The following is a 13,055-nucleotide window of genomic DNA, read 5'->3' as shown; positions in this document are numbered from 1 at the left end:
GTCCACGATCCAGGTCAAGGCGTGAGGCCGCCCTCATCCACGATACGAAGCGCGATCGCCGCGTCGCGACTGGGCGCGCCGGACAGGCACACTCGATAGAGCGCGACCATCACAATCCAGCATAGAAGTCCTGCCCAGAGCACATGAGAGATGAAATGGGCGCCTTGCACGACACGCCCCAGGCCCAAGGCAACGCCTGCGACGATGCCGGCGAGCAGCCAATTGCGCGCAGCCCTACGAGCGCGGCGGCTGTATGCCGCGAAATAGAACGCCATCAACGCGAAGCCGGTCGACGCGTGCCCGGCAGGGAAACAGCGGCCGGGGTCCACGCCCACGGCATTGGGCTCGAAGAGGCGTTCGTAGGGCACGTCTCCCCCAAACTCGATGACGTCCCACGGGCAATGGCGAGCGCTGGTGGTTTTCGCGATGCTGACGCTGAGCGGGGCGAGACACAGCGCAAGCGCCAGAAACGTCAACACTCGCCGGTGAACCTTCAATGGGGGCAGCATGAAAGTCAGCCCGAGACCCGCTATCGTCAGAGCCGCGACCGTCATGACGATATATTTCGTCCAGTGATGCAGGACGACATCGAACCAGAAATTCAGGCGCAGTGGAAATTCGCCCGTGTGGGCATTGAAGACGTAGCGGGTAACGAGTAGATCGAAGTCCGTCGCCTGGCCAAGCAGAAGCAACACGCACGCGATCGCCGCGGGGATCGCGAGCCATCCGGCCGGCGCGCGCGCGTAAACCGGTTCAGCTCCCGAGCTGACGAGCTCGCGGTAGCGCCCGCGCGCGGGCGATTTTGCGCTGAGCGGCACCATTCCTTACTGCAAAACGACGCGACGTGGCTGCTCAGCCCGCGCTTCGAGCTCCCATTCTCGGGTGCGACAGCTGCGGAACAGGTCGCGGTCCGGGCGATAGACTCGCGTTTGCACCTCGAGCAGCCCGAGCGTCGAGTGATAAAGATTGTCATGTGAGGCCGGAGTGCCCTCTTTATGGCGCAGACACGCCATGTCGACTCCAAAGCGCTTCTGGGCTTCTGCCGAGAACCACATCAGGAGCGGCACGTGCGTCTGCTCCGCCGGCGCAAGGGCGTACGGCACTCCGTGCAAGTAGAGTCCGCGTTCCCCGAGCGATTCGCCATGGTCCGACACGTATACGAGGGAAGTCGTGAAACGGTTGGAGTTCCGGCGTAACAGCTCGATCGTGCGCGAAATGACGTAGTCCGTGTACAAGAGCGTATTGTCATAAGCATTCACGATCGCCTGGCGCTCGCAACGGTCGAATTGCGCGTCGCGGCAGACCGGTTTGAAGCGCTCGAACGCAGGCGGGTATCGCAGGTGGTAGGCCGGGCCGTGGCTGCCTTTCATGTGCAGCACGATGACCGTGTCGCGTTTGAAAGCGTCCAGCTTGTCCTGCAGCCCGGTCAGCAGCACTTCGTCATAGCATTCGCCGCTGCCGCATAGCGCTGGATCGACGGCGCGGGTGAGATCCTCCGACGGCGCGCGATCACAGATGCCTTTGCAGCCGGAGTTGTTGTCGCGCCACAGGACATCAAACCCGGCCCTCTGAAGCGCGTCGAGGAGATTCTCGCGCCGCCGCGCAAGCGTATCGCTGAACCCGGATCGACCGACGTCGAGAAACATGCAGGGCAGCGAAACCGCCGTCGACGTGCCGCAGGAGCTCACGTCACGAAAATGGATGAGGTCGGTCTCCGCCGCGAGCCGTGGCGTGGTCGGCCGGGAATAGCCGTTCAGCTGAAAGTTCGCCGCGCGCGCGGTTTCGCCGATGACCAACACGGTCAGAGTCGGTTTGGCGCCGGGCTCGGGCGCCAATGCGCGTTTCGCATCGTTGGTGACCGCCTCGAGCCGATCCGGGGTACTCAGTTGCGTCCTGAGGTAGCTGTGAGCCGCGGCCAGGTAGTTCGCGGGCACGAGACTGAGGCGCAGTTCTCGATGATTGCGCAAGAGCGCCGCGTAAGATTGAAAGGAGGGCGCGACCAACACGGCGATTGCGCAGATCAGCACGCCGATGGTCGTCGCTTTGACGAGAATCTGTCGGCGCCACCCGTGGCGCCGCACGCGCGCGCGAGCCAATAGCCCTAAGGGCGCGATACCAAGAAAGAGCAGCCACCCGACCATGCGGGCGTTCAGCAGCTCGGCAGCCTCGGCCGGGTCTGTCTCCACGATGTTCGTGATCATGGCGCGGTCGAACACCACCCCGTAGGCGCTCATGTAATACGCCGCGGCCGCGGAGAGCACCAACAGGACGCCGAGCACTGGTTTGGCAGCTCGTCCCCAGGTAAGACATTCCAGAAGCAGCCAAACCCAAACCACGACGAATACGGGCAGCGACAACAGATAAACGGCGCGGGTTGGATCCCATCCCTGTGTCGCCATCCAAAGCGACCGCCAAAACGGAACGTTTAGCGCCGCAAGCAGCCACAGCGCGACGCCCAGGTTCAACAATGGAAGAGGCAAGTCGACTACGGGGAGATGTCGCCCTAGCGAAAAGCGGGCAAAACGACCAGAAATGCGTTCTTGCGGCACGGCAACTTTTCGCGAGGATCAGGCGGGGCGACAAGAGTACCAATGCCTTTGTGAAGCCGGCGTCAACGCCGCGTGAACGGGGCGTTAAAGTCGCTCGAAAGCCTTGACTTATGGCGCGTAAAGCTGTGGATTGGCGTCGCGAGAGATTGCGACAACCCCGTATCAATTCACCTGAGGCGCCGCGACTGCGGCCCCCTGCCGCATGAGCGACCCGCTTCGACCTTCGATGGGCGCCATCTTCACGGCGTGCCGGGGAAGCGTGCGTATATCCAACGCGGCGAACATCTCACGCAGCGCGACGAGCTCGTAACCTTGCGCGCGCCACCCGTCGAGCAGCCTGGAGAATGCCGCGTTCAGGCGCATGCCTTCGAGCTCGGCATGCAGCGTGAAGACGTGGCCGTGACGCGGCGGCTCCGCGGTGAGCGCCAGCAGACGATCGACCGCAGTCAGCGCGGTCAGGCCATCGACGCCGATCAGCTCGTCGAGAGTAGGCAGTGTTGTCGGCAACTGTGCGCACACCGCGGTTGCGCCCGGGATCACAGGCAGGTAGGGATGAGCGCCGCGGGTATCCGAGCAATAGTCGAAATCGCACATTGCCTCGGCTTCGAAACCGGCCGCCGTTATCTGCCACCCGGCGGCTCCGTGCACCTTCGGCGCATGGCCGAAGACGTCGACATAAGCGGAAATACCGCGGCGTAACTCGAGAGCGGCCCACGCAGCGTCCCGATGCGCGACGAAGTCCTGCCATTCGACGTGATCGTATGCGTGCAGCCCGGTCTCGAATCCGTCGGCGCGTATCGCACGCAGCTCGCTCGCGCATGCGCGCCCGATGTGCGGGCCCGGCAGCAGCGTGCCGTACAGCAGCGTGCGCAGGCCGTAGTGCTCGAGCACGGAGGTACGCGCGACTTTGTGGATGAACCCGCGTCTTAACACGCGCCGGATGGCGCGGCCGGTACGATCCGGGCCGACGCTGAAGAGAAACGTTGCCTGCGCGCCGGCGGCGGAAAGCATGCGCGCGAGCTGCGGCGCGCCGACGCGGGTGCCGCGCAGCGTATCCACGTCGACCTTGAGCCCGAGCATGGGCTTGCGCCTCGTCATGACGAGGCGTAGCTCAGGGCGCGTCGGGATTCCTGGTCGTACTGAGGGGGGTCGGCGCTGTCCAGCAACTGTCCGGCGGTGGGTAACTGCGCGCGGTAATGATCGAACAGCCGCGTCAGCGTCTCGCGCAGGCTGATCCGCGGCTGCCATTGCAGGTCCGCGCAGGTCGGCCCGATGTCGGGGCTGCGATGAGTCATGTCCTGGTAGCCGGTCCCGTAATATGCTGCGGCCGAGACGTCGACGGTGCGAACCCTGCGGGCGCGCTCGCGCCACTCCGGAAACTGTTGGGCAAGCTCGAGCATCATGTGGGCAACCTCGCGTATGGAGAAATTGTTCTGCGGATTGCCGATGTTGTAGATGCGCCCGCTCGCCACGCCCTCACGGTTCGCAATGAGCGCCATCAGGGCATCCATGGCGTCTTCGATGGCCGTAAAGCTGCGGCGCTGCGCTCCGCCGTCGACCAGGCGTATGTCTTCTCCGCGAGCGATGTGTCCCAGAAACTGGGTGATCACGCGCGAGCTGCCCTCCTTGGCGGCGTGCAAATCGTCGAGCCCAGGGCCGACCCAGTTGAAGGGACGGAACAGCGTGAAATCGAGCTTTCCGGCGGCCCCGTATCCCCAGATAACCCGATCCATGAGCTGCTTGCAGCATGAGTAGATCCACCGCTGCTTGTCGATCGGTCCGAGCACCAGATTGGAGCGCTCGGTGTCGAAATGTTCGTCGGCGCACATGCCGTACACCTCGGAGCTCGAAGGGAACACGAGCCGCTTGCCGCGCTGAACGCAGGCCTTGACGACCGGCAAATTGGCGAGGAAGTCGAGCTCGAATACGTCGAGGGGGCGAGTGACGTAGTCGGCCGGGGTCGCGATCGCCACCAGCGGAAGCACGACGTCGCATTTCTTGACGTGGTACTCGATCCACTCGTGATTGATCGTGATGTCGCCTTCGAAGAAATGGAAACGCGGGTCTCCAATAAAGTCTTCGACCCGGTCGCTGTGCATGTCCATGCCGTACAGCGACCAGTCCGTCGTGGCGAGCACTCTGCGCGCCAGATGGTGCCCGATAAACCCATTGACGCCGAGAACTAGAATCTTCTTCATCTGCCTGTCTTCTGTTAGGGTTCCAGCGCGAGCGCGCCGACGAGTCCGAGTACTCCGCCAAGCGCGCCGGGCGAGAGCGGCTGTCCGTCAAGTTCGATGTTTACGAGTCGCAACACGCCGCCCCCCGCGCAGTCGACGAAGCACACATCGCCTTCGACGTAGATCGAGGCGGATGCGCTACGTGCGGCGCGAGAGCGCTCCAGCGCGGTCTTGAGCACGCGCAGGCGTCGTCCACGGATATCGGTGAACGCGCCGGGGTAGGGTGGGGCGACGCCGCGCACGAGGTTGTGCACGGTCTTCGCATCCGCGCGCCAGTCGATGCGGCCGTCCTCGGGGCGGCGCCGCCCGAAGTAGCTCGCCGCCTCCGGCATCTGCGCCGCGCGCGGCGCGGTGCCGTTGAGCAGCCCCGGCAGGCTGCGCCAAAGAACAAGCACGGCGGCGACGGTAACCTTCCCGAACACGTCGAAAGCCGTGTCGTCGGGGAGTATCGGCACGGGCTGCTGATCGACGATGTCCCCCGCGTCGGGGGCCGCGATCATGTGGTGCAGCGTCGCACCGGTGATACTCTCGCCGCGGATCACGGCCCAGTTGGTCGGCGCCCGTCCCCGATAAGCCGGAAGGAGCGAACCGTGCATGTTCAGGGCGGCAACCTTCGCGGCGCGAAGGATGCGCTCGCCCAGCAGGCGCCGGTAGTAAAAGGAAAAGATGAAATCGGGCGCTAGCCGCTCGATGCGCCGCGCAAAGGTCTCGGCGTTGGGATCGTCCGGCAGCGCGACTTCGATTCCCTGGGCGACGGCGGCGCCGATCACGCTGGCGAAAGCGAGCGACTCCCGCGGATCCTCGTCATGAGCGACGACGAGCCGCACGTCCACGCCCGCCGCGAGCAGGACCGCGAGGCAGTGCACCCCGACGTCGTGATTGGCGAAAACGATTGCGCTCGTCATCGCAGCGCCTCCACTTTCTGTGCGGCCGTTTCGCTTCCGGCTTCGAGCAGCTCGTGCACCTGATAGCGCGGACGTCCCCGCACCTGCTCGTAGATACGGCCGACGTACTCGCCAAGCAGACCGACCGCGAAGAGGACGATGCCCATCAACAGGAAGAGCAACGCGAAGAGCGTAAATACGCCTTCGGCCTCGGGGCCTATCCATAGCCGCCGCAGAAACAGATAGACGACGAACACGCCCGATAGCACCGAGACCGCCATGCCGAAAAGCGAGAAAATCCTGAGCGGGGCCACGGAGAAGCCGGTCATCAGATCGAAGTTGAGCTGTACCAGACTCAGCAGCGAGTATTTCGACGCGCCTGCGGCGCGCTCGGCGTGGGCGACTTCGATCTCGACGGGCTTGCGGGCGTAGCTGTAAGCGAGGGCGGGTATGAAGATGTTCGCTTCCCCGGAGCGCAGGATGATGTCGACGATTCGCCGGTCGTAGGCGCGCAGCATGCAGCCGTGGTCGGTCAGCCGAATGGGTGTGGTGCGCGCGCGCAGCCAGTTGATCGCGCGCGACGCGTGGGTGCGCCACCGGCTGTCGTGCCGGTCCACCCGCACGCCGCCGACGTAGTCGTGGCCCCTGTCCATCGTCTCCAGCAGCCTGACGATTTCCTCCGGCGGGTTCTGCAAATCCGCATCCAGCGTGACGATGCGCGCGCCGCGTGCATGCGCGAAGCCGGCGAGTATCGCCATGTGCTGGCCGACGTTGAATCCGAGCAGCGCCACTCGGGTCACGTCGCGCCGGCGTGCGTACTGCGCGCGCAGCAGGTCCGCCGAGCCGTCGCGGCTTCCGTCATCGACGAAGACCACTTCGTACGGACAGCCCAGTGCGTCGAGTGCGGGATACAGACGCTCGAAGAGCCGCGGCAGCACGGCCTCCTCGTCGTAGACCGGTATCACGACCGAAACCGACGGGCGTCTCACGCGCGCCTCGCTCGTCGCGCCGCCGCCGTCGCCGACACTTCGCGCACGGCGTCACAGACGCGATCGACGTCCGCGTCGGACATCGCGGGGAAGAGCGGCAGGCTCACCGTTTCGCGCCCGATGCGTTCGGCATTGGGGCAGGCGTGCTGCTCGTCGCCCCGGCGCCGGTACAGGGTGAGCCCCGGTATCGCCGGGTAATGCACGCCGACGCCGATGCCGCGGTCGCGCATGCGGCCGATGAACTCCTGGCGAGTGAGCCCGAGCGCGTCCTCCGCCAGCAGCGGCGTAAAAATATGCCAGCAATGGCCGTCGTCGGCGCGCGCCGGCAGGGCGAGCGAGGGCTCGTCCGCAAGCCGCTCGAAGTAGCGCGCCGCGAGGTGCCTGCGCCGAGCGTTCATGGCATCGAGCCGCCGCAGCTGCCCGAGGCCGATCACGGCCGCCACATCCGAAAAATTGAACTTGCCTCCCGGAAGCTCGACGTCGAGCTCTCCCGCAGCCGTCCGTTGGAGGCCATGGAAGCGATGCAGATCGACTTGACGCGCCTCGTCCGGATCGTCGAGCGCGAGGGCGCCGCCTTCGATCGTGGTCATGTTCTTGTTGGGATGGAAGCTGAACACGACCAGGTCGCCGAGCGCGCCGATGCGCTTTCCGCGCCACGAGGCGCCCATCGCATGGGCCGCGTCTTCGATAACGCGCACGCGGTGGCGCTTCGCCAGCGCATATAGCCGGTCCATGTCGACGGGGCGCCCGGCGAAGTGCACCGGCATGATCGCCCTGGTGCGGCTGGTAAACGCGCCCTCGACCTGCTGGAGATCGATATTGCGCGTGGCGAGATCGACATCGACGAACACCGGCCGCGCGCCGACGCGCAGGATGACGTTGGCGGTCGCGGCGAAGCTCATGGCGGTGGTGATCACTTCGTCGCCGGGGCGTATCCCGGCGACCAGCAACGCGACCTCGAGGGCCGCGGTCGCGCTGGTGAATGTCCGGACGGTGCGCCCGCTGAAATAGTCTGAGAGCGCGTGCTCGAACTCCGCAGTGCGGGGCCCGGTGGTGATCCATCCGGAACGCAGTACGTCGGCGACGGCTGCGATCGTGTCTTCGTCGATGTCCGGCCGGGCGAACTGAAGGAACGACGCGGTGGGCGCTGCCGGCGGGATGTCACGCGCCATGCCCGCTCCTTGCCAGCAGAAAAACTCCGACGATGATGACGCCGATGCCCGCCACGCGCATGCCGTTCAGAGATTCGCCGAACAACATCCACGCGGCGATCGCGTTGATGACGTAACCGATCGACAGCATCGGGTAGGCCAGGCTTACTTCGACTCGCGTGAGCGCAGCTATCCAGAGCACGACGCTCACGCCGTAGCACGCGAGCCCGGCGAGTATCGGGCCCGAGGACGCGAGCTCGACCGCGGCCGACGCGAGCCTGCCCAGATGCAGATCGAGCGGTCCGACGCGAACGGCACCTGCCTTGAGCAGCAACTGGGCGCCGGCATTGAGGACGACGCCAGCAAGTATCAGCGAGAAGGACGCGGCGTTCATGGGCGCACCGCGACGCGCGCGACGTCTTCGGCGATGACCGTCATCGGCAGCCCGCTCCCCGCGAGCTCGCGATAGGTCGCTCGGGTCATGACGGCCACCGCGTCGCGCTCGCGCGGCCACACGTCGCGGAAAGCTTCGATCGTGGGTATGGTCTTGTCCGGTTCGTGCGTCAGACCGAAGTCGAGCTCGCCCCTGACGTGGACAACGGTGACGGTGCGCCCGAGGTAGAACGGCAGGGACTGGGGATACGTATCGGTCGTATACAGACGAGTCTCTCCAGTGAGATGGGGACGGATCTTTTGCGCGAGCTCCAGGGTCGATTTGGCGGGCGCCAGCACGGGTGCGGCGAGCAGCAGCACCTGGTAGGCCGCCATCGCCGCGGGCGCCAGCAGGAACACGCCGAGCAGGACGTCACCCCTTCTCGCCATCATCAGGGCGAGGACGCCGCCTGCGGCCCATAGCGCGGCCGCGCTCAGCGCGTAGACCGTGACGCTGCGGGATCCGGCGCTGTCGATGAGTTGCGGGTAGCGCGACAGGACCACAGGCGCGAGCGCCAGCAGGGCGGCGGGTATGAGCGAGCTCGCGAGGAGGGCGCGTCCGATGCGCGCGGGGTTTGCCTCACAAACATAGCGTCCGGCGAGCAGCGCGAGCGCGGGGAACATCGGAAGGATGTATGGAACGAGCTTGGAGCCCGATGCGCTGAAAAAGACGAATACGACCAAGGCCCAAATCGCGAGGAAGGCCGAAGGCTGGAACCTCGTGCCCGCGTCCCGCCTGAGTCCGCGCATCCAGCCCGCAATCATCGGCACGATCCAGGGCAGCGTGCCGGCGAGGAGTGCCGGCACGAAGAAGAACCACGGCTGCACGCGGTGATGCTCGTGTGTCGTGAAGCGAGTGAAGTGCTCGTGGATGAAGAAGAATTGAGCGAAGTCGGGGTTGGCGCGCGATACTGCGATGAACCACGGCGCCGACACGGCGAGCAGCAGCGCCGCGCCGCGGAGTGGAGAGAGCTTCTTCCATACCGAGGCGTCGCGGTACAGCAGCGAGTAGCCGACGAGAGCGCCTGCAGGCAGCACGATGCCGACGAGGCCTTTGCTCAGCACGGCGAGCCCCGCGGCACCCCATGCCGCGTACACCGACACGGCGCGTTCCTTCTCGCCCGCGTCGTCCCGCAATCCGAGCGCCAGCGCGAGCACCGTGATCGACGTGAACAGCGCTAGCCCCATGTCGAGCGTGTTGATGTGCCCCATCCCGAAATACAGAAGGCTGCTCGCGAGGATGACCGCTGCCGCGGCACCCGCAGTGGGGGAATAAAGTTTGCGGCCGGCATGCAGGACGAGCAGAGCTCCGGCGAGTCCCGTCAACGCGATCCAAAGACGGGCCGTCCAGTGGCGCTGACCGAACAACGTGTAGGCCGTGGCCGTGGCCCAGTACTGAAGCGGCGGCTTTTCGAAATAGAGGAGATCGTTCAGGCGGGGCGTCGTCCAGTCGCCGGTGGCGACCATCTCTCGCGGGATCTCCGCGTAGCGCGCTTCGTCCGGTTCCCAGAGCGCGCGGCGCTCGAGCAGCGCGCACCACAACGCCAGCATGATCAGCGCGGGCGCGACATAGCGCCATGCACGCCGTGCACGATAAACGCGCAGGCCCGTTCGGTCGACGTTCACGAGCAGGAGGGGGGCGCCTGTCAAGCGTCCACGGTTTGGTATCACGAAGCCGGCCTTCCCCCAACGGTATGCCGGGAGGATACCGGCGCGTCTGTCAATGATTCGTTAATACGGCGTGAACATGCGTTCACCGACGCGCCGCATGATGCGCGGGTTTTCCCTTACCACCCGCAGGACATCCGTTAGCGCGCTCGCCATAAACGGCTCGTGATCGCGCTCGTGTGAGCGGGACAAGTTGAGAAGGGCCCGGTTCACCCGGGCCCCTCGTCATCGCGCGCTGTATCAGGACTCAGGCGCTTCAGTGATGACCCTCGTGATGGTCATCGTTCGGCGCCGCATACACGGCGATGCAACCGTTCAGGCACTGCGGAAAGACATTGTTGGCGGGCAACGGCACGAACACTTCGTTGTTGCGCGCATTCGCAGCGACCGAATGCGCGGTGCCGGCTGGAAACACGAAGGGCACTCCCGCCGCATTGACCGTCGGCGTGACCTGCGTGAGCTTTTGGGAGCGCGCGTCGATGACGCCCAGCACAGGGCCGCCAGGCTGGTTGCGCGCAGCGAGGTAGTAGCGTCCGTCGCCGCTGTTGAACCAGACCTCGTCGCTGCCGGAGACGCCCGCCACCATCCTGTCGATGCTGCCGTTCTTCGCGTCCATGATCACCGAGATGGGCGCCGCCGAATTGGGGTCGGTGGTCCTCCATGCATTGCCCGCGGCATCGAAGGCGACGCCGCAGCCGAGCAGCAAATCCTGCTTCGGGCCGAGCGTCAGGCCCGCGGGTTGGCAGTGCTGCACCGGAAAGAGTCCGTCGACAATGCCGCTCACCGGATTGATGCGCGCGATCGCGCCGAGCGGGAACTTGCCGCCGCACTGCGCCGCGACGTTGCAGTTGATCTCGGGTATCGAGACATAGAACCGCTGAGTCGCGGCCTCCCACACCGGCTGCTCCGCGCCGTTCGTCGCGTCGAATCCAGAATGCGACATGTCGAAGATGATCTTGCGGACGACCGACAGGTGTCCGTTCGTCTTGTTGACCGAGATGAGCGTGCCGAACGGCGGGTCGTCGGCGTTGTTGATGACCAGCAGCGTGCCGCTCGCCGGATCGTAGGCAAGCTCGTCCGCGCGATTCGGGCTCGCAGAAGTCGACGCAGTGCTGACGATCTGGTCGTTCGTGAGATCGATGGTGACGACGCGGCTCGGCGCGTCCGTCACGAACAGCCAGCGGCCGGAGGTCACGACGCCATTCGGCCCGGCGATGTCGTTGTTCGCAGCGCCCGCGCCGTTGAAGTGCACGCCCGCGAAGCCTCCGGAGATCGCCTTGATGAACGTATTGTTCTTCGCGTCGATCACGTCGACGGTCTTGTTGGAGCGATCGGCGAGGTAGTAGCGTTGGCTGGTCACATCGACCCAGCTGATGTCGAACGATCTGAGGGGCGCGAGGCTCGGCGGGATGGGTATGCTCTTCACCAGCCGTACTGCGCCGCCGTCACCCTCGTCCGCGAGTGCCGAGCCTGCCGCGACGATCGCCGAAACGATAGAGACAGCGAGACATCGAGCGACGGAGCGAAGAACGGGTGGGGTAGAAACCGAATGCGAAATGAGGGACCTGCGGGGAGCGTGAGACATTGTCGGCCTCCATTGGGTAACAACGGTCTCCTCGGCCTGACATGCTGCAATGACAGCAGTGCTACGCGTTGCTCGTTCCGTCGACGAGCAATCCCGGAGGGGGGCGACGTTTGCGAATCGTCGAGCTCGCCGATAGTCCCGCGATTCTGCGTTCGCAGGCGTGAAGATTGTGTGGAGGCGGCGTGGCTCCAGAGCTGATCGACTGGACACACGGTATCTCCTACGCGGATCTTTCCCCGCAAGCGATACACGAATGCAAGCGGCGCGTACTCGACACGCTGGCCTGCGCGCCGGGTGGGTTCACGGCCGGGCCGTCGAAGATCGTACGTGCGATCGCACGAAAGACCGGGGGCGAGCGTAGTGCGCGCATCCTCGTGCCGTTCGAACGTGTGACGTGCCCAGGGATCTTCGGACCATTCGTTACTTTAGAACGGCGCCCTGGTTGATGAACTGGTGCTGCTGTTTGAACTCGACGGGTGTGAGGTAGTCGAGGCTCGAATGCGGTCGAACTGCATTGTAGTGCCGGCGCCAGGTCTCGATGATGACCTTCGCTTCGCGCCGACCGCGGAACCACTCGACGCTCAGACATTCGTCGCGGAATCGGCCATTGAAGCTCTCATCCATGCCGTTCTGCCACGGCTTTCCCGGATCGATCAGCGCCGTCTCGACGCCGGCGCTGTCCAGCCACTCGAGAACTGCGTTGCTGACGAATTCCGGCCCGTTGTCGGAGCGAAGATAGCGCGGCGCACCGTGCTCGCTGACAAGGCGACTCAGGACATCGATGACGCGTGCGGAGCGGATGCTGCCGGCGACGTCGATTGCCAGACATTCGCGTGTGAACTCGTCGATGATCGTGAGGCATTTGAGGCTCTGTCCGTTGGCGCAGGCGTCGAACACGAAGTCATACGCCCACACGTGATTTGTAGTGTTCGGCGGAATAGGCCGTGGCCGAGAGTTCGCGACGCGCCGCCGTCTGCGCTTCGCTGGCAACTGAAGCGCGGCGAGCTGCCACAGGCGATGCGCACGATGCCGACTCATGTGGAACCCTTCGCGCCGCAGGAAAATGCGAATTCGACGATAGCCGTAGCGCGGATACTGTGCGGCAAGTCGTTTCATCGCATCCAGCGCTGGCGCATCGCGCTCGGCGCGGACCGACCGATACGACAGCGCCGAGCGCGCCACTTCAAGCAGCTCGCAAGCCCGTCGCTGCGACAGGCCGCGCTCGCATGCGAACGCCACCTGTTCCCGACGCGCCTGCGAGCTCACCACTTTCGGCGGTTAATCTCCTTGAGCGTATCGATCTCCAGATCGCGCTCGGCGAGTAGCCGCTTGAGCTTTGCGTTCTCGGATTCAAGACCGCGAAGCCGCTTAACATCGACCGGCTCCAGGCCGCCGAAATGACGCCGCCAGTTGTAGATCGTCTGCTCGCTGATCTTGTGCTTCTTCGCGACTTCAGCGACCGGCGTTTTGTCGGCTTCCCGCAGGATCGCGACCATCTGCTCTTCGGTGAAACGGACCTTCTTCATGGAACTCCCTTGCCAGTACGGGAGCCATTTTCTC

General features: G+C 65.0%; 11 protein-coding genes. All 11 read right to left on the bottom strand.

Annotated features, from left to right (window positions below):
• Positions 1 to 14: 14 nt before the first annotated feature.
• The 11 genes from VHP37_32460 to VHP37_32410 all read right to left on the bottom strand — a co-directional run bounded on the left by VHP37_32460 (position 15) and on the right by VHP37_32410 (position 13,021).
• Positions 15 to 821, bottom strand: a complete 807-nt coding sequence (locus VHP37_32460; GenBank protein ID HEX2831093.1) for a phosphatase PAP2 family protein — start codon at positions 819 to 821, stop codon at positions 15 to 17.
• A gap of 3 nt (positions 822 to 824) precedes the next feature.
• Positions 825 to 2,549, bottom strand: coding sequence for a phosphoethanolamine--lipid A transferase (locus tag VHP37_32455; protein ID HEX2831092.1), 1,725 nt, complete (start codon positions 2,547 to 2,549; stop codon positions 825 to 827).
• Between the two features lie 162 nt (positions 2,550 to 2,711).
• Positions 2,712 to 3,629, bottom strand: a complete 918-nt coding sequence (locus VHP37_32450) for a 4-deoxy-4-formamido-L-arabinose-phosphoundecaprenol deformylase (GenBank protein HEX2831091.1) — start codon at positions 3,627 to 3,629, stop codon at positions 2,712 to 2,714.
• A gap of 14 nt (positions 3,630 to 3,643) precedes the next feature.
• A complete protein-coding gene (locus VHP37_32445) occupies positions 3,644 to 4,747 on the bottom strand; it encodes a bifunctional UDP-4-keto-pentose/UDP-xylose synthase (protein ID HEX2831090.1) in 1,104 nt (367 codons plus the stop codon).
• A gap of 14 nt (positions 4,748 to 4,761) precedes the next feature.
• Positions 4,762 to 5,691, bottom strand: a complete 930-nt coding sequence (locus VHP37_32440) for a formyltransferase (protein HEX2831089.1) — start codon at positions 5,689 to 5,691, stop codon at positions 4,762 to 4,764.
• Positions 5,688 to 6,659: a glycosyltransferase gene (locus tag VHP37_32435; protein ID HEX2831088.1), complete on the bottom strand. Its 972-nt coding sequence runs from the start codon at positions 6,657 to 6,659 to the stop codon at positions 5,688 to 5,690. The genes VHP37_32440 and VHP37_32435 overlap by 4 nt, the downstream gene beginning before the upstream one ends.
• Complete coding sequence (locus tag VHP37_32430; GenBank protein ID HEX2831087.1) at positions 6,656 to 7,831, bottom strand: DegT/DnrJ/EryC1/StrS aminotransferase family protein; 1,176 nt, start codon at positions 7,829 to 7,831, stop codon at positions 6,656 to 6,658. The genes VHP37_32435 and VHP37_32430 overlap by 4 nt, the downstream gene beginning before the upstream one ends.
• Positions 7,821 to 8,204, bottom strand: coding sequence for an SMR family transporter (locus tag VHP37_32425; GenBank protein HEX2831086.1), 384 nt, complete (start codon positions 8,202 to 8,204; stop codon positions 7,821 to 7,823). Before VHP37_32425 ends, VHP37_32430 begins: the two co-directional genes overlap by 11 nt.
• Entirely contained in the window at positions 8,201 to 9,868 is a 1,668-nt protein-coding gene (locus tag VHP37_32420; protein ID HEX2831085.1) for a glycosyltransferase family 39 protein, read from the bottom strand. Before VHP37_32420 ends, VHP37_32425 begins: the two co-directional genes overlap by 4 nt.
• Before the next feature lie 298 nt (positions 9,869 to 10,166).
• Positions 10,167 to 11,336: a hypothetical protein gene (locus tag VHP37_32415; GenBank protein HEX2831084.1), complete on the bottom strand. Its 1,170-nt coding sequence runs from the start codon at positions 11,334 to 11,336 to the stop codon at positions 10,167 to 10,169.
• 579 nt (positions 11,337 to 11,915) lie between these two features.
• Positions 11,916 to 13,021 (bottom strand): IS3 family transposase gene (locus tag VHP37_32410; GenBank protein ID HEX2831083.1). Its coding sequence is split into 2 segments (ribosomal slippage): positions 11,916 to 12,775 and positions 12,775 to 13,021, totalling 1,107 coding nucleotides; the frame shifts between segments, so codons are not numbered across the junction.
• Between the last annotated feature and the right edge of the window lie 34 nt (positions 13,022 to 13,055).

The organism is Burkholderiales bacterium (assembly GCA_036262035.1).
Taxonomy (GTDB): Bacteria; Pseudomonadota; Gammaproteobacteria; order Burkholderiales; family SG8-41; genus JAQGMV01.
The sequence above is the reverse complement of the archived record's forward strand: the minus strand, read 5'-3'. Positions and strand labels throughout refer to the sequence as shown.